At 66.1% G+C, this 17,446-nt stretch carries 14 protein-coding genes and 1 tRNA gene; 6 read left to right on the top strand and 9 right to left on the bottom strand.

Going from position 1 to position 17,446, the window contains the following annotated elements; translation table 11 throughout:
• The coding region (locus tag VMS96_04600; GenBank protein HVP42684.1) for a M20/M25/M40 family metallo-hydrolase at window positions 1-1,211 on the bottom strand (1,211 nt) is incomplete at its 3' end.
• A gap of 371 nt (window positions 1,212-1,582) precedes the next feature.
• On the opposite strand from VMS96_04600, the gene VMS96_04595 reads away from it, so the two are divergent.
• On the top strand, window positions 1,583-2,686 hold the full coding sequence (locus VMS96_04595; protein HVP42683.1) for an OmpA family protein: 1,104 nt from the start codon (window positions 1,583-1,585) through the stop codon (window positions 2,684-2,686).
• A gap of 168 nt (window positions 2,687-2,854) precedes the next feature.
• On the opposite strand, the gene aroC is transcribed toward VMS96_04595, so the two are convergent.
• The 6 genes from aroC to VMS96_04565 all read right to left on the bottom strand — a co-directional run bounded on the left by aroC (window position 2,855) and on the right by VMS96_04565 (window position 8,310).
• The gene (gene aroC, locus VMS96_04590; GenBank protein ID HVP42682.1) at window positions 2,855-4,024 is read right to left on the bottom strand and encodes a chorismate synthase; all 1,170 of its coding nucleotides are present in this window, start codon (window positions 4,022-4,024) and stop codon (window positions 2,855-2,857) included.
• 65 nt (window positions 4,025-4,089) lie between these two features.
• Complete coding sequence (locus VMS96_04585; protein ID HVP42681.1) at window positions 4,090-4,788, bottom strand: haloacid dehalogenase type II; 699 nt, start codon at window positions 4,786-4,788, stop codon at window positions 4,090-4,092.
• An 82-nt stretch (window positions 4,789-4,870) separates the two neighbouring features.
• Window positions 4,871-5,551, bottom strand: a complete 681-nt coding sequence (locus VMS96_04580; GenBank protein ID HVP42680.1) for a hypothetical protein — start codon at window positions 5,549-5,551, stop codon at window positions 4,871-4,873.
• A 112-nt stretch (window positions 5,552-5,663) separates the two neighbouring features.
• Window positions 5,664-6,098 carry a BlaI/MecI/CopY family transcriptional regulator gene (locus VMS96_04575; protein ID HVP42679.1) on the bottom strand — a complete coding sequence of 145 codons (435 nt, stop codon included), beginning with the start codon at window positions 6,096-6,098 and terminating at the stop codon, window positions 5,664-5,666.
• On the bottom strand, window positions 6,095-7,111 hold the full coding sequence (locus VMS96_04570; protein ID HVP42678.1) for an HD domain-containing protein: 1,017 nt from the start codon (window positions 7,109-7,111) through the stop codon (window positions 6,095-6,097). The genes VMS96_04575 and VMS96_04570 overlap by 4 nt, the downstream gene beginning before the upstream one ends.
• 125 nt (window positions 7,112-7,236) lie before the next feature.
• Window positions 7,237-8,310, bottom strand: a complete 1,074-nt coding sequence (locus VMS96_04565; GenBank protein HVP42677.1) for a peptidylprolyl isomerase — start codon at window positions 8,308-8,310, stop codon at window positions 7,237-7,239.
• Between the two features lie 177 nt (window positions 8,311-8,487).
• Here VMS96_04565 and VMS96_04560 point away from each other — a divergent pair, with 177 nt between their 5' ends.
• Entirely contained in the window at window positions 8,488-9,270 is a 783-nt protein-coding gene (locus VMS96_04560) for a SpoIIE family protein phosphatase (protein HVP42676.1), read from the top strand.
• 19 nt (window positions 9,271-9,289) lie between these two features.
• On the top strand, window positions 9,290-10,888 hold the full coding sequence (locus tag VMS96_04555) for an AsmA family protein (protein HVP42675.1): 1,599 nt from the start codon (window positions 9,290-9,292) through the stop codon (window positions 10,886-10,888).
• Window positions 10,889-10,897: 9 nt separating this feature from the next.
• Here the strand turns inward: VMS96_04555 and VMS96_04550 are convergent, their stop codons facing one another.
• Together VMS96_04550 and VMS96_04545 are read right to left on the bottom strand one after the other, a co-directional pair.
• The gene (locus tag VMS96_04550) at window positions 10,898-11,266 is read right to left on the bottom strand and encodes a PilZ domain-containing protein (protein ID HVP42674.1); all 369 of its coding nucleotides are present in this window, start codon (window positions 11,264-11,266) and stop codon (window positions 10,898-10,900) included.
• 68 nt (window positions 11,267-11,334) lie between these two features.
• Window positions 11,335-12,768, bottom strand: coding sequence for a tetratricopeptide repeat protein (locus VMS96_04545; protein HVP42673.1), 1,434 nt, complete (start codon window positions 12,766-12,768; stop codon window positions 11,335-11,337).
• A gap of 141 nt (window positions 12,769-12,909) precedes the next feature.
• On the opposite strand from VMS96_04545, the gene VMS96_04540 reads away from it, so the two are divergent.
• From VMS96_04540 to VMS96_04530, 3 genes are all read left to right on the top strand, one after another.
• Entirely contained in the window at window positions 12,910-15,357 is a 2,448-nt protein-coding gene (locus VMS96_04540; protein ID HVP42672.1) for a M1 family aminopeptidase, read from the top strand.
• A 32-nt stretch (window positions 15,358-15,389) separates the two neighbouring features.
• Window positions 15,390-15,483: transfer RNA gene (locus tag VMS96_04535), tRNA-Ser, on the top strand.
• A 556-nt stretch (window positions 15,484-16,039) separates the two neighbouring features.
• Window positions 16,040-17,299, top strand: coding sequence for an ATP-binding protein (locus VMS96_04530; protein ID HVP42671.1), 1,260 nt, complete (start codon window positions 16,040-16,042; stop codon window positions 17,297-17,299).
• Window positions 17,300-17,446: the final 147 nt, after the last annotated feature.

Here is a 17,446-nt window from a genome sequence, read left to right as displayed (position 1 = left end):
GTCGAGGAGTAGGGCGTGAATCCGTAGGCGACGATCCCCAGCTCGCGATACCGCTGGCACTCGTTGTACCCGCTGGTCATCGCCGGGAAGATACGGGCGCCGGGGAAGTAACGCGCCGCAGCCCTTTCGATCGAGCGGAAGAGCGCCGTATCGGTCGGCGCCGAGTTCGCCTTGAAAAAGGTTCCGATCGGCTCGATGGTGACCTGAGGGTCGTTGATGACCCGCTTGAGTTCGGCCTGGAAACTTGCCGGGTCTTCCCCCGGGAGCAGGCGGATGTCGAGATTGGCCCAGGCTTCAGGAGGGATCACGTTGGTCTGGGCCGACCCGCCCATCATGGTCAGGGAGATGGTGTTGCGAAAGAGGTAGGCCAAGTCGCGGTCGCTGTTCAGGTAGGCGCGGAACTTGGGGTCGTTCATGGCGCGGCGCGGATCACGGAACCAGGCGGCCCGCTGGCCGGTCTCCATGGGTGCGCGCCCCTTCAGGTAGTTTTCAGCCACGGGCAGCAGCTTCAGCGGTGTCTCCCAGGCCAGGACGCGGTCGAGTGCGCGGACCAGCCGGTTGGGAGCGGAATCGGCCACCGGCTGCGAGCCGTGGCCGGCCTTCCCGTGGGCGACCAGGTGCACCCAGTAGGGGGATTTTTCCGCGGTGTCCAGCCCCACGTAGAGGACGTGCCCCTCCTCCTCGCGATTCTCGCCGCCCTCATTGATGAGGTACTCGGCGTTCTCCAGCAGCTCAGGATGGCGCACCATCCAGTTCACCCCGATGTTGGTGGCTTCTTCGTCGGCGGTGGCCAGGAAGATCACGTCGCGGGCCAGCGGCTGCTGCTCGCGCTTCAACATGACCAGGACGACCAGCTGCGCCAGCCCTTCGTTCTTCATGTCCTGCGCGCCGCGGCCGTAGATGGCGCCGCCATCGATGGCGCCGCTGAACGGCGGATGACTCCAGTGGGCCGGGTCGCTGGTGACCACGTCGGTGTGGTTCAGGAGGATGATGGGACGCTTCCGCTGACCTTCCGGAACGGTGGCCGGCAGCCGTGCCCAGAGGTTCGCACGGCCGGGAGCGATCTCGAACACGCGGTTCTCGATGCCTTCTGCGTCCAGGATCTTCTTCATCCAGGCGGCGGCGCGGGCTTCATTGCCAGGCGGATTGGTGGTGTCGACCTGCAGGTATTGCTGCATCCAACGCACCGCCAGGTCGGAATACTGCTCCATGCGCGCGGGCGGAATGCTGTCCGATGCGTACCGAGACGGGTCCGCGGCCTGGGCGACAGCCGCGGCGCAGAGTATTACGAGGATTAGGGAGACCACGGTTTTGGATGGGGTCACGGTCGATCTTTGGCGTCGGTGCAAGCGGTTGATCTAACAAAATTGCTCCCGCCCGCTATTTCTTACCTAGCCGTTAATTGTAACCTCCCGACTCCCCATTGACGGCAAAGGAGTTAGCGGAGCGATCGACCTCCAAGCTTTGGCAATCGGATTGATAGGAGATGTACGAAGGTGCGCCGCAGACGTTCCGTTTCCGGCCCCCGCCCCGGTGGTGAGCCGCTCCGACGCTCCCCCCAACGAATCGGAGGAATCTCGCAATGAAGAAGGAATTGCTGTTGACTCTGCCATTGGCAGCCCTGCTGGCGATGCCCGCGGTGGCCCAGCAGGCCCCGGCCAGCGACACCACGTCGCCCGCCGCGAATACCCAGACCCAGCCCGCAACCACGTCTGCGCCGACTGACCAGCCGATGCAGAGCCAGCCGTCGCCTCCGGACCAGGCATCGAGCGCGCCCGAGCACGCGCCCCTCACCTACGAGAGCCGGCAAGGTTTCTGGGGCAAGCTTAACCCCTTCGCCCGCAAGAAGTACGTCCAGAAGCAGCTTGACCCGGTGCGCGGCCGGGTGAACGAGCTCGACGAACTGACCGCGGCCAACGCCAGGATGATCAAGGACGTGGACGCTCGCGCCAGCGAAGGTATCCGGCTGGCGTCGAACCGGGCCAACGAAGCCGATCAGCACGCCGTGGAGGCCGGCAACCGCGCCCAGATGGCGCACCAGACCGCTACCCAGGCGACGCAGCGCCTGCAAAGCGTGGAGACCACGGTCAGCAACATCGACCAGTACAAGCCGGTCACCGAGGCTGAGATCCGCTTCCGTCCGGGCCAGCTGGCCCTGAGCAAGAAAGCCAAGGATGCATTGGACGAGATGGCGGAGCCGCTGAAGAACCAGAAGGGCTACATCGTCGAAGTGCAGGGTTTCTCTTCCGGTCGGGGCCAGGCTGCGGTCGAGAACTCGCAGCGCATGGCGGAGTCCATCGTCCGCTACTTGGTGCTGAACCATGACATCCCGGTGTACCGCATCTACACCCTGGGCATGGGCAACGCGCCGGTGCCGGCGGGCACGGGGAGCGCCCAGGTACGGCGCACCCTCGGCGGCCGGGTGGAGGTGGCGGTGCTGAAGAATGGCGCCGGCGACCTGGAGGGCATGGCTGTGCCGGGTGCAGTCCCCACGGAACCGGCGGCTGCCCCGAGCGCTCCGACGATTGCTCCCAGCAGCTCGGACGCCGCTCCCGCCAGCAACCCCATCGGCACCAGCAACGCGCCAGAGGACAGCGCTGCCGGCCAGCAGCAACCCGCGCCCAGCATGCCGGCCTCCAGCGAGGACGTACCGCCAGCGCAGCCGCCTAACCAGGCGCCGCGCTAGAAGTTCGGCAGTCCCGGCAGGGTCTGCAGGGGATCTTGCCGCGATGCAGGAAAGCCCGTCGCTGCCACGACGGGCTTTCTTGTTTCATTTGTGATTGGCGATTGGCGATTTGTGATTTATTGGGACGCGAGTCACTGCCAACCGCAATCACAAATCACAAATCGCAAATCAAAAATCCTTGAGTTGTTCGAGATAGCCTCGGAAGTTGCGCTGTACCTCGTCCATGGAGTCTCCGCCGAACTTCTCGCGGGCGGCCCACGCCAGGGTGAGCGCCACCATGGCTTCGCCCGCCACTCCCGCCGCGGGCACCACGCACACGTCGCTGCGCTCGTAGGCGGCTTTCACCGGTTCACGCGTCTCGAAGTCCACCGACTCCAGGGGACGGCGCAAGGTCGAGATCGGCTTCAGGTATCCGCGCACGATGATGTCCTCGCCGTTGGAGACGCCGCCCTCGATGCCGCCGGCGCGATTGGAGCGGCGCAGGAACCGGTGGGCCGGCTTGTCGTAGGCGATCACGTCCTGCACCGCGGACCCGGGCAGGGAAGCGGCGGCGATGCCGCTGCCGATCTCGACCGCCTTCACCGCCTGCAACGACATGATGGCGGCCGCCAGCTGGGTGTCGAGACGCTCGTCCCAGTTGGCGTACGAGCCCAGCCCCGGCGGGATGCCATGGGCCACGACCTCGAAGACGCCGCCCACCGAGTCGCCGTTCTTCAGCGCGTTGTCCACTTCCGCCTTCATGCGTTGCTCGGCCGCGGCGTCGGCGCAGTTGAGCAGCACTTCCGGCCTCGCGCTGAGCTCGCGCAGTTTTTCCCAGGCAACGTCGTTTTCGCCGGTGGCGACGCTGCCCACCGAGAGCACGTGGCTCAGGACATCGGCGTCCAAAGCCTGCAGGAAGAGCTTGGCGACAGCACCCACGGCGACACGCGCCGCCGATTCGCGGGCCGACGCCCGCTCCAGCACGAACCGGGCTTCGGAGAAGTTGAACTTCAGAGCGCCCGCCAAGTCGGCGTGTCCGGGGCGCGGTGATTTCACCGCCTTGTGCTTCGCCGGATCGCCTGGGGCCACGGGCAAGGCCTCCTCCCAGTTTTTCCAGTCCTTGTTCTCCAGCAGGATGGCGATGGGCGAGCCGATGGTCTGGCCCTGCCGCACCCCGGAGACGATGTGCGCGCGGTCGCGCTCGATCTTCTGCCGTCCGCCGCGCCCATACCCTTGCTGGCGGCGCCACAACTCGTGGTCCAGGAACGCCTGGTCGATCTTCAGCCCGGCAGGAAGTCCGGAGAGCCACGCCACCAGCGTCTCTCCGTGCGACTCGCCCGCGGTCCAGAAGCGCAGCATGGCCACTGATTTAACCACAGAGAGCGCTGAGGGCACAGGGGGATTACCGCCGCCGGGAGCAGGATTCAGCTGTTGGGCACCGCCAGGTCAGCGAGGCGCTTCAGGTCCGGGACCTCGAGGTCCGGCCGCGCGGTGCCCTGGCCGGAGGCCGAGGCTCCCGGCCGATTGGCATGGCGATTCACCCACACCGTCGCTATCCCCAGCTGGCGCGCCGGCGCGACGTCGTGGAAACGGCTCTCCGCACAATGCAGGATGGCGTCAGCGCCGACGCCCGCCCGCTCCAGCATTGTCCTGAAGTTGTTGAGCGAAGGCTTGTAGCTCCGGCACTGCTGGGCGGTGATCACGAAATCGAACGGCACATGCAGGTGCCTGGCCGTAGCCGCGAACAGGTCGTCATCGATGTTGGAGAGAATGACCAGCCGATAGCGCTTCTTCAGACGCTGCAAAGCGTCCACCGTGTCGGGGAACGGAAGCCAGCCGGCGACCGACTCAGCAAGACTGCCGACGTCGGCGGCCGACGGGGAGAATCCAAGGCGTCTGCCAAGCCGCTGCACCACTTTGCCCAGCACTTTGCGATATGGTTTGTACTCCCCGGCTTCCTCTTGCGCTTCCAATTCAGCGTAGAGCGCCAGGACTTCACTGTCCGAGAGCTCCTTGCCGGGTTGCTTCAGCAGGGGACGCAGCGCGCCCAGGATCCCCGCCTCCCAGTCGATGAGAGTGCCGTAGCAATCGAAGCTCAGAAGCTTGAAACGCGAAAGATCCATGCCGGGAATGTAGCACGTGGGTAAGAAAAGCGCGGCCGGGTTCGGCCGCGCCTTTCGCGAAACGCGAAATGCGAAACCTCTTCTACATCTTCACTTCCAGCGGTTGGGTCAGCTTGAAGCTGAGGCTGCTCTCCGCCGGCAGGGTGATGTTCTTGTTTCCGGTGAAGGCCGCGCCGGCGGTGCCCGCTCCGGCTCCGGCGGCCGCGCCGATGGCTGCGCCCTTGCCGCCTCCGGCCAGGGCGCCGATGATCGCACCTGCGGCCGCGCCGCCTCCGACCATGGCCGCGGTCCGCTTCCCCTTGCCTTTCGCCGACTCGGCCACGCCGGTGGTCTGCACGTCATACTTCTTGCCATTGATGGTGACGGAATTCAGCTTCAGGGCCAGCTTGGCGCCGCCCTTGAAGCGGCCCAGCGGCACTGCTTCGGTGACGGTACCAGCGGCCTCCGCCCCCTTGGGGATCACCACCTTGTCCCCGACCTGCACCGGCTCGGCGATGGTGGCGGAGAAGGGATCGCCGCTGTTGCTGATCTTCGACCCGACCGCCTGGTTCAGGCGCACGGTCAGCACCGTGCCCTCCGGCACGACCACCGGCTTCGATTCCAGGCGCTCCAGCAAGCCGGGCTTCTTCCCGGCCTCGCCCGGGGCAGCGGGTCCGGCCGCGGTGCCACCGGCGCTGGTCTCGGCGGGAGGTTTTTCACCGCAGGCCACCAGCACCAACACGGCCGCCAGCGCCATGATCTTGAATGCAATACGGATACGCATGAGGCACCCCTCTCTTCTCTGACGCGCCCTTTTACCAGAAGTGCAGGCGTCGGCGCAACGCACGCCCGGCGGACCGGCACTGTCCGCCAGCCAGTGGCCGTTGGCGCCGGTTCTAGAGCAAAGAGTCGTCGATGTGGGTGGGGGCGAACGAGCGATCGGCGGCCGCGGCGCGCGCCTTCCTCGCCGGCCGGGGAGCGGCGATGCGCGCTGTCTTGGCCGGCAGCTCGCGTCCGCGGAAGCGCCCGATATAGCTCAGCAGCGCCTCGCGATCGTTCTCGAAAAAGCCCGCCAGCAGCCGTGCCACTGCGTCCTGGCGGGCAGCGTCCTGGTCGAGAAGCGGGGAATAGGCGTACGCCCGGCCCTGCTTGCGGCGCAGCACCACGCCTTTGGCGCTCAGGCGTTCCAGCACCGTCATCACCGTGGTGTAGGCCAGGGGACGCTCGAGCGCGGCGCGGACCTCCGCCACGCTTGCTCCCGGATGCTTCCACAGGACGCACAAGCACTCCAGCTCGAGTTGGGGCAGACGCGGCTTGGGAGCGTCGTTCACTTGGGTTCGGAGCCGCCGGCAGCCGGGGCTTTCTCCTCGGTCGCGGTCTTGTTGCGGAACTTGCGCAGGTCGAGCAGCGGACGCCCCAGCGACGCGTTGTAAGCCGTCCACTCGCCCTCCAGGTCGGCCTCGCGCTCGTAGTGGGCGCGCATGGCTTCCATCTTGGAGTCGAGGTCGTCGAGGTAGTGCAGCGCCAGCGCCTCGGGGAACATGGGCAGTTTGGGGGAGCCGAACTCGTACTGCCCGTGGTGGCTGATGATCATGTGCTCGATCAGCGGCTTCAATTCGGGCGGGAAGCCGGGCACCTGCGCGATCTTGGCCTGCAGCATCTCCAGCTCGATGATCATGTGTCCCAGCAGCTGTCCCCGCGTGGTGTAGGCGATGGAGCGCTGGAAGCTGAGCTCGTGGATCTTGCCGATGTCGTGCAGGAAGGCGCCGGTGAGCAGCAGGTCGCGGTCGATCTGCGGATAGTTGCGGCACACCAGGTCGCAGGCCTTGAACAGCGACACCACGTGGTCGAGCAGCCCGCCGATGTAGGCGTGGTGCAGGGTCTTGGCCGCGGGCGCGGTCTTGTAGGCGGCGGAGATCTCCGGGTCGGCCATGAACGCCTCGAGCAGCGCCTTCAGGTGCGGGTTCTGGAAGCCGGCGACGAACTCGCCCAGCGTCCGCCACAGCTCCTCGACGTCCTTGCTGGTCTTGGGCAGGTAGTCGGCGGGATCGACCTCCGCCTCCGCCATGCGCCGGACCTTGTGCAGCGTGAGCTGCCAGCGGTTGTTGTACTTGTTGAGCAGGCCCTTGACCTTGAGGAAGTCGTCCTGCTCGAAGGCATTGAGGGCTTCGGCGACGTTGTCCCACATCTTGGCCGCGATCTGGCCGCTGCGGTCGGCCAGCAGCAGGTCCAGGTAGGGCTCGCCTGTCTTCTTGCTCTTGATCTGCTTGGAGGCGACCACGAAGGAAGTGGTGATGACCTTGTTCTCGTGGGCGGGACAATCGCGGACGTAAAAATCCTTCATAGGGGCCACAGGGCTGGGACATAGCTATTCTGACATAAAAGGACATCGGCACCCACAGGGACTGCAGGCTGTTGAGGGCAGAGTACAGAGTTCAGTGATGCGAGGGTGGGCCGCCGACACCGCCGCTAGAAGATGAGGAACTTCTTCTTTTTCTTCTTGGCTTGCTCGGCCTGTTCGGCGGCGGTGGCGGTGATGACCGGCTTGGTCTGGTTGGGGCTGGCGCCGGTGTCGGTGTAGCCCTGCTTGATGTCGATGAAGGCCTCCTCGCGCAACTTGGTGAGGTAGGTACGCAGGGCGGGCTGCATCTTCTGGTAATAGAGCGCGTCCATGACCCGGGGCTCGGCTTCCTTGAACGACGGCGTTCCTGCCTCATCGTGCTGGGTCACCTTCAGGATGACGAATCCCTGCTTGGTGCGGATGGCGTCGGAGACCTCGCCGGCTTTCATGGCGAAGGTGCGGTCTTCCAGTTCCTTGGCCAGGGTGCCGCGGCGGAAGACGCCCAGTTCGCCACCCTGCGAGGCGCTGGGGCCCTCGGAAGAACGCTTGGCGACCTCGGCGAAATCGGCTCCGCCGCGGATCTGGTTCACCAGGGTGTTGGCCTTGGACTCGGCGGCCGCGATCTGCTCCGGCGTGGCGTCCTTGGGGATCGCCACCATGATCTCGCTGAGGCGGATCTGCTCCGGCCGCGCCATCTCCTGCTTATGCTCTTCGTAGAACTTCTGGGTCTCTTCCTTCGTGACCAGGATCTTGCGCCCGACCTCCTGGCCGATCACCTGCTGGGTGATGATGCTGTTGCGGATCTGTTGCTTGAAGTCCTCGAAGTTGACCCCCTGCTGTTCCGCCGCCTTCTCCAGGTCTTCCATGCTGGCCATGTTGTTCTGCTTGCGGATCTCGTCCAGCTTCTTGATCAGCTCGGTGTCGGCGGAGATGCCCAGTTCCTTGCCCTTGTCGAGCAGGAGTTGCTGGTCGATCAGGTCGCGGAGGAGGTCCTTCTGGCGCGCCTTGAACTCCTTCTCCGCGTCCGCGCCGTATTGCTGCCGCAGGTCGTTCATCAGCTGCTCACGGCCTTTCTGGTAGTCGGAACGGGTGATGACCTCGCTGTTCACGCGGGCCACGATCTCTTCGATGATGGTATCGGCCAGTAGCGCCGCGGGCAGCAGGAGGCCCAAGGCAAGCAGGAGGACGGGAACTCTCTTCATAGGACGATCAAGACCTTCAAGACAGGTGGACTACACCAAAACCTGCGCGCATGCGATCAGCGTATTCTAACGTGCCCGAACGCCGAATGCCAGCCGTCCCGGGACGGGCCGGGCCCCGTGAATCCTGCTGCTGCGGATATTTTTTTGTGCTACTGTACGGCTCCTCCCCTGGTCCCGATGAAAATACCTTTCTACACGCCCGCCCCCAAGCGCGACCTGCGGCAACCCGAGCCGGCCAAGGTCCCGACCCTGCCCCATTCCTCGCTGGCGGCTATGTACAAGGCGGCCCGCATGGGCGGCGATTTCTACGATTTCGTGATGACCCCGGCGGGGCGGCTGGTGTTCCTGCTGGCCGACATCGCGGGCCGGCGCGCCGAGGCGCTGCACATCGCGGCCGCCACCCAGGAGGTCTTCCGCAAGAAGGTGGAGGAGAACTTCTCCGGCGAGTACATCAATGAGCACGACGCCATGACGGACCTGCTCATCGACGTGAATCGCGCCATCATGACGGCGGCGGAGGGGGTGCGCAATTCTCCCGCCTTCATCGGCTGCTACGAAGAGCGACTGGGGACCCTGGCGTACATCAACGCCGGCCATCCGCCGGCGCTGTTGCGCGACTCGACCGGCATCACCCGGCTGCCCGCCAATGGTTTTCCGCTGGGGCTGTTCTCCCACGCCGCGCACGACACCCAGCTCTCGGTGCTGCAGCCGGGCGCGGCTTTGCTGGTCGCCTCCAAGGGCCTGGTGGAGAGCCGACACAAGTCCAAGGAATACGGGATGGAGCGGCTGGCCGAAGTCCTGGAGGCCACCAGCTTCGCCGACGCGCACGATCTTTGCCGGCTCATCCTGCAATCGGTGGAGGAATTCACCAACCATCGCGGCAAACCGGGAGTGGTGGAGAACGACATCACCGCCCTGGCGCTGGTGCGCGCGGCCACCGCCATGTCCGCTTCCGCCTGACGCGCCTACGAGGTCGGTCATGAAACGCAAAGGCCTTTTCATCCTCGCCGCGGTCGTCATTGTCATCCTGCTGGTCGCGATCCTGCTGCCGCTCCTGGTGGACGCCAACAAGTTCCGCCCCATGATCGAGGCGGAGCTGCGCAAGTCGCTCGACCGCGAAGTGCACATCGGCAATCTCAAGCTGTCGCTGCTGGCGGGCGGCGTCACTGCGGAAGACATCTCCATCAGCGACGACCCCGCCTTCAGCCGCGAGCCCTTCCTGAAAGCCAAGTCGGTGGACGTGGGCGTGGAGATGGTGCCGCTGATCTTCTCCCGTACCCTGAATGTGCGTTCGCTGGCGGTGAATGAGCCGCAGGTGACCATGCTGCGCACCGCCTCCGGCAAGTGGAACTACTCCAGCATGGGCGGCAAGAAGGACGCGAAGAAGCCCGCGGCTCCGCAAGCCGCCTTCTCGGTCGGCGTGCTCAAGATCAAGGACGGGCGCATCCAGGTGGGAAGCGTTCCCGCGCGCGGCAAGCCGCGGGTATATGAAGATGTGAACCTGACGATCAAAGACTTGTCCAGCACGTCGGTCATGCCCCTCGAACTGGCAGCCAAGACCCCAGGAGGCGGGTCGATGAAGGTGGAGGGCAGCTTGGGGCCGCTCAACCCGGACGATGCCGCCGCCACTCCGCTCAAGGCCGACGTCAAGGTCGAGCACATGGATCTGGCCAGTACCGGGTTCCTCGATCCATCCTCCGGCCTGGCGGGCCTGCTGGACTACAGCGGCAAGCTCGACTCCGACGGCAAGGTCGGCCGCTCCACCGGCAAGGCGACCGTGGCCAAGCTGCGGGTGGCCAAGGGTGGCGCTCCGGCGCGTACCCCGGTCTCGCTCGACTACGCCACCGAGTACGACTACAAGCGCCAGGCCGGCTCGCTCACCCGGGGCAACATCCTGACCGGCAAGAGCACGGCCAAGCTCTCCGGCACCTACGACACGCGCGGAGAGTCCCCCGTGGTCCACATGAAGCTGAACGGTTCGCACCTGCCGGTGGACGACGTCGAGGGATTGCTGCCGGCGTTCGGGGTGGTGCTGCCTTCGGGGGCCGCGCTGCGCGGCGGCACCGTGGACGCCAACCTCTCGCTCGACGGGCCCATCGACCGCCTGGTCATCAGCGGGCCGGTGAACGTCTCCAACACCACCCTGACCGGTTACAACCTGGCCTCGAAGATGTCGGCCATCTCGGCCCTGGCCGGGATCAGGGGGAGCAGCGACACCGTTATCCAGACCCTTAGCTCCAACCTGCAGGTCTCCCCCGAGGGCATCCGCACCGACAATCTCAACATCATCGTGCCGTCTATCGGAACGGTCACCGGCGCCGGCACCATCAGCGCGAGCAACGCGCTGAACTACAAGATGAATGCCAAGCTGAACAGCGGTGGCATGCTCGGCGGGGTGAGCCAGCTCACCAGCTTCGGGCAGGCCAAGGGCACCGTCCCCTTCCTCATCCAGGGCACGACCTCCAATCCGATCTTTATCCCCAACGTGGCCGGCGCCATGGGCAACACCATGGCTGCGCCCGCGGAAGGGTTGGGAGGCGCGCTGGGCGGGCTGTTCGGGAAGAAAAAGAACAAGTGATGCGCCGCCTCAACTCTTGGCGCTGACGTAGTCCAGGATGTTGAGCCGGTCGGGCAGTCGCAGGTTCAGGAATTCCACCCCGTAAACGATATTGGCCTCGATGTGCCGTACCACGCAGCGCACGCGCACCCAGTCCTCTTCGGGATTCAAGCGGTAGCGCACGTCGAGCTCGGCGCCGAGCTCACAGGGCCGGTCGCCGGTAAAGGCCATGCCGTTTTCGCTGATCTCGACGCCCTGCCCCCCGGCGAGTTCCTTGCCGGTTCCGTAGCGGACTTCGAAGGGCCGTTCCCAGCGAGGAAACGCCCGCCGGTTCTGGTTGCGACGCTCCGGCTGGCGAGGCTCGTTCTTGCGGCGGCGGTCGGGCACGGGCGGCAGCATACCGCCGCTCATCCCCCGAGTAAACCACTTCCTTCAGGCCGGCCGGAGCTCCGGTGGCGCTGGCCAGTTCACTCGCCGTAGGTCTTCTTCAGATAGTTGCCGATGTCGGTCTGGAAGGAAGCGTAGCCGGAGTGCACCACGGCGCGCAGCGCGCTTTCCGCGGAAGAACCTTCGCCGATGCGTTGCAGCAGTCGCACCACGTCGCTCATGCCGTAGGTCTGGACGATGTACTCCACCGCCGCCAGCGACTCGCCGTAGGCGACCATGGCGGTGCGGTCGTCGAAAGCGCCGAACGAGCCCTCGAGCATGTTGAGCGGGATCTCGGCCTCGTGGGCGAACATGCGCCCCAGGGGAGCGCCGAAGGGCGCGGCGGTGGCGGGCTCCACCACCTGCGCGATGCCTTCGTTCAGCCAGTTGGGACAGCGGTTACGCGTGATCTGGGCGATGAAGGAATGCGCCAGCTCGTGCTTCAGCACCCGCGAAAGCTCCGAATTCACGCCGTTCAGCCCCTCGATCGGGATGCGCAGCTTGCCGTCGTTCTGCGCCGCCGACCAGGCGGGCGCGCGGGTGACGTCGAAGTACGCCTGCTCGGTGTAGAGCGATACGCTGATGTTCTGCCGCGGGGAGATGCCGAACTCCCGCACCAGGTCGTCGTAGTGCCGCTCCAGGGTCTGCATGATGGCGGCCCGCAGCGCGGCCGGCGCCTTGCCGCCCTCGTACCGCATGGTGAAGTGCCCGCTCTCCTGCTCCCCGAAGCTGGCCTCGGCGCTGGCTTCGCGCTGCGCCTTGGCCAGCAGCTTTTCCACCATGGGGTCGGGCTTGATCTCCAGCGAGCGCTTGAATTCGGCGATCGCCTCCTTGGTTTTCTCCGAGTGGAAGTAGGCGTAGCCCAGCAGGGCATGGGCATCGGCGGAGTTCGGCGCCAGGCGCGTCGCCTCGAGCGCGTACGGCACTGCCTCCGCGAACCGGTTCATGTCGAGCAACAGCGAGGCGTACTGCTCGACGATGACGGGGTTGCCCGGCATCAGGCCCATGGCCCGCTGCAGATAGACGCTGGCCCGGTCGGGATTGCCGTGCGTCTGCTCGAAACGGCCGGCCACGAAGTAGGCCGCGGCGGTGAATTCCGGGTCCGGGTGCTGGTCGGCCGCCGCCAGCGCGTCCAGGTCCACGTGCCCGTCCTTGACCACCTTCAGTCGGACCGCGTCGGCATGCTTCACCGTCCCGGTGGGCTCGATCGCCGGCAAGTCGGGGTCAGCCGCTGACGAGGTGCTGGAGCGCGGCCCCGGCATCCCTCCCGCTTCGATCCGCTCCACGGACGCTTTGGGGATGGCGAAGGTGTTGTCGCCCACCTCGTATTCGATCTTGCCGTCCACCTCGCGAGTGCGGTCGGCGTAGATGGTGCGCCCGTTCTTCAGGCGGATGGTGTCGGCCGAAGCGGCGCCGGCGGTCAGCAGAGAGACGATAAGGATGCGGCTGGCCCAGGTATGCACAATGTGCTGCATTCTAGCAACGATGCCGCGCCCCGGCATTAATCAAGAAGCTCCCGCAACCAAGGGCGCAGCCCGCCGCCCGCGGCCCGGCCGTAGTAAAGTTCCTCCGCCGCTTCCCAAAACCCTCCGGTTGGTGTCTATTGCGGTAGGCCCATGCCCCGGTTGATCCTGATCCTGCTGCTGTTTGCGCCCGCCGCCCTGGCCCAGGCGGGCGACGCGCTCCAGTTCTATCGCGCCCTGCGGACCAATGGGCTGGACCGGACGCGGGTCTATCGCGTGCGCGACGCCCAGGTGGACATCGAGGACATCCACCTCACCCTCACCGACGGCGTCATCGCGCTGCTGCAGCCGGTCGCCGGGCACACCACCGGCGCTTTCTTTGCCGGCGAGGGCGAGGTGCTGGTGTTCCCGCCCACTCAGGCGGAACGCGAATCCCTCGCCCTGCACACCGGGCATGCGGTGCTCGAGGAGCGCTTCACCACCGGCTACTTCCGCCTGAGCGACGCCTTCACCGACCGCATCATGGCCGCCGCCCGCGGACCCGCCGACGACCCCCAGTCCTATGTCGATAAGTGGGACCCGGCGGCGCGCAGCATGTCGGAGATCGATGCCCTGCACCTGCTGGCGGTGCTGACTCGCGCCCCCTCGGCCGCGCCGGACCGCCACGTCTTTCACGCCAGGCTGGCCGGCACACGCCTGGGCACCTTCGACGTGTACCTCGACACCGCCTACGAGGAACAGGTCTTCCTGGGACAGGCCAACCTGGCCGACGGCAGGGTCTACTACGATATCTGGGCGGCATTCCGCATGCGCTCGGCGCGCGGCGTCCGCAGCGCCTCGCAGACGACGGAACAGCCAGCCACCGAGCTGGGACGCAGGGACATCACCGTCCGCCGCTACACCATCGACGCGCGCATCGAGCCTCCCCACCAGCTCGAAGCTGAAGCCACGCTCGATGCCGACGTCCTCGAGGGTGGAGGACGGGCCCTCTTATTCCAGCTCTCGCGCTACCTGCGGATCAGCTCCATCGATTCCGGCGGTGTCCCGGCCGAATTCATTCAGAACGAGGCGCTGGAAGGCGGCGAGCTGGCCCGGCGGGGCAACGACGTGGTCGCCGTCCTGTTTCCCCAGCCCCTCCAGGCCGGGGAGAAGCTGAAGCTCCGCTTCCGTTATGCCGGGCCGGTGATGACCGAGGCGGGCGGCGGGTTGATGTACGTCGGCGCCCGCGGCATCTGGTACCCCAACCAGGATCTGGCCATGGCCGACTACGACGTGCGCTTCACCTACCCCGCGCCCTGGACGCTGCTGGCCACCGGCAAGCGGGTTTCCGAGCAGGAGTTCGAGGGGCTGAAGGAATCGCACTGGGTCTCCGAGCGGCCCATCCCTCTGGCCGGCTTCAATCTGGGCGAGTACGTCTCCAGCAGCGCCAAGGCCCGCGGCACGCCGGTTGAGAGCTTTGCCGGGCGCGGCATGGAGAGCGCCTTCCCCGCCCGTCCGCCGGTGACGGGCGACAAGCTCTCCGCGACCGCCTCCATCGAGCCTCGGCCCATGCCCGCCGCCCACGCCCCGCTGGTCGCCGAGGACGCCGCCCGCGCGGTCGAGTTCCTGTCGGCTCGCATCGCACCCTTCCCCTACAGTTCGCTTGCCCTCACTCAAGTCCCGGGTCCGAACAGCATGGGCTGGCCGGGACTGATCTTCCTCTCCGGCTTCGTGTACCTCTCGCCCGAGGAGCGCCGCGGGCTGGCGCTCGATCCGGCATACGAGATCACCTACGCCCGCCTGATGCTGGTCCACGAGGTCGCGCACGAGTGGTTCGGCGATGCGGTCATGCGTCGCGGATATCGCGACGCCTGGATGATGGAAGCCATCGCCAACTACTACGCCCTGCTGATGCTGGAGAAGGAGCGTCCCGCTGATTCTCGCGCCTTGCTCGATCACTATCGCGAGCGCCTGCTGAGCAAGACCTCCACCGGGCTGCGGCTCAAGGATGCCGGACCCGTCACCCTGGGCACGCGCCTGTTCTCCTCACGCGTTCCCGGCGCCTATGAGATGGTGCTGTACGGCCGCGGCACCTGGCTGATGCACATGCTGCGCCACCTGCTGCGCGAGGGAACGTGCGCTCCGGAGGCGTCCGATTGCGCCTCCGACGAGCTCTTCCTTCGCACCTTGCGGCAGCTCTACCTGGCGCAACAGGGCCGTTCGATCAGCGCCGCGGATCTGCAGAAGGCGTTCGAACAGGCGTTGCCGCGCTCCGCCTGGCACGAGGGCCGTCATTCCCTGGACTGGTTCTTCGAAGGCTGGGTGAACGGCACCGCCATCCCCCGCCTCGAACTCCACTCGGTGCGCGTGGCCCAGCGCGCCGGCAAGCCGTCGGCCAGCGGCTCGGTTCTTCAGCACGACGCCCCCACCGCCCTGGTTACGCCCGTCCCCGTCTATGCCCGCGTGCTGTCGCGCTCCCGGGACGGCGCCCAGGACGAGAAGCTGGTGTATCTGGGACGCGTCTTCGCCGACGGCCCCGAGACCACGTTCCACTTTGCCGTCCCGACCGGGACCCGAAACCTGGCCCTTGATCCCTATGGGACCATCCTGCGCCAGCCTTGATTTATAATCGGAACCGAGCAGCGCACGCCCGCGGAGAGATGGCCGAGTGGCTGAAGGCGGCGGTTTGCTAAACCGTTATACGGGCTAACACCTGTATCGGGGGTTCGAATCCCCCTCTCTCCGCCAGAGATTTCCGACACCGAGGTCCTTCCCCGCTGTTCTTCCCAGGATCAAGGGTCGCCGTTCCTGACTACCTCATCAAGTCGGACGAGCGATCCAGGAGGTCCTCTGCCCGCGTCTTTGCCGTCCAGTTTGGGTTGTTAGGATGTGGATAGAAATAGGAAGGGCCGCGATATTGGTTATGCTCTAGCCGCCGACTCCTGCGAGAGAGCCAACAGCGTGGAGGCATGTACCATCGCAGCCCCTGACGCAATCACCGCTTTCGCGGTTCCGAACCCCGGCGCCTTCTCGCGAAAGAGGCCGGATTTTTCGGGTCCGGACGCCGTGCGGGTCGCCCCGCCCGGCGAATCACCCAGCTTACTTCGGACTGACCAAGCTTCCCTGACCAACCCTTTCAGCCGTCGACGCGCGTCAATGTACTTTCACACGCAACGCGAGTCAATGCCCGATTCTGGTGCAATGACGTGGAAAACCCGGGCTGCAACGTGGAAAACACGGGATATAACTGCCGGCGTGGCGCGAATCGGTGCAAGCGATAGACTGGTGGCGAGGTGAAACCCCATTGACTCCGCGCGAGCGCAAGCGGATCGAGTGGCTGGACGCGGTCTGGCTGCTGTTGCTGGCCGGGCTGGCGGCCCTGCCTCCGGTGCGCGAGGTGCACAAGCAGCTCACGCTACTCGCTATCGGCCTGCTGCAGCTCGGAGAGCGCCGCATCCTGGCGTGGAATCCGCGCAACGGGCGGCACTTCATGGTGCTGGCCAAGCTGCTGCTGGCCACGCTGCTCATCGCCCACACCGGCGGCCCGGAGATCAACAGCAGCTACTACCCGATCTACTACCTGCCGGTCGTCACCGCGGCGCTGTACTTCGGACCCGGCCTGACGCTGTTCTGGACCACGATCGCCTCCGGCATGTACTGCTCCTTCCTCTACCCGGCGCTGGAGGAGTACGAACTGACCGCAGAGGGGATCGCGGAGCTCTCGATCCGCATCCTGTTCTTCTACCTGGCGGCGCTCCTGGTGAACCGCTTTGCGGTCGAGAACCGGCGCCAGACCGACGAGCTGGCGGAGACCAATCGCCGCCTGCAACTGGCGCAGGCCGAGGCCCGCCGATCGGAGCGGCTGGCCGCTCTGGGACAGCTCTCCGCCGGCCTGGCCCACGAGATCCGCAACCCGCTGGGCGTGATCAAAGGCTCGGCCGAGATGCTCAACCAGAAATTGCAGGACTCGAACCCGCTGGCCGGAGAACTGGCCGGATACATCTCCAGCGAGGTGAACCGGCTGAGCGTGCTGGTGGGCCGGTTCCTGGATTTCGCGCGGCCGCTTCGCACCGAGACCCGGCCCCAGTCCATCGTCGCCCTCCTCGAGGGCGCGCTGAAAGCGGTGGCGGAACACTGGCACGGAGGCCCGGTGAAGGTCGAAACCGCATACGCCGCGGACCTTCCCCTGGTGGAAGTGGACGGAGATCTGTGGGAGCAGGCGCTGGTCAACCTGGTGCAGAATGCCTATGAAGCCATGGGCGAGCAGGGTGGCACCTTTCGGGCGGAAGTCTCGCGGGCGGCGCGGAACGGACATGGCGGGGTCGAGATGCGGTTGCAAGACACCGGGCCCGGCGTGCCAGCCGATCTGCGCGAGCAGATCTTCAACCCCTTCGTCACCACCAAGAAAAGCGGAGTTGGGCTGGGCCTCAGCATCGTGTCGAAGATCGTGGACGAGCATCGCGGCAGCATCCAGCTGGAAAGCGCGCCCGATGCCGGCGCGTGCTTTGTGATCTACCTGCCGGCAGGGGAAACTGAGCCGGCAGACAAGGGGAGCGGGGGATGAAGGCGAGCATCCTCATCGTCGAGGACGAGCCCAAAATGCGGCGGCTGCTGGAGCTGAACCTGGGAGAGGACGGCTTCTCCACCATCTCCGCCGGCGACGCCGAGACCGGGCTCCAGCTGTTGCACAGCTCGCCCGTGGACCTGGTGA

Source organism: Terriglobales bacterium (assembly GCA_035543055.1).
In the GTDB taxonomy this organism is placed as follows: Bacteria; Acidobacteriota; Terriglobia; order Terriglobales; family Acidobacteriaceae; genus JAIQFD01.
The sequence above is the reverse complement of the archived record's forward strand: the minus strand, read 5'-3'. Positions and strand labels throughout refer to the sequence as shown.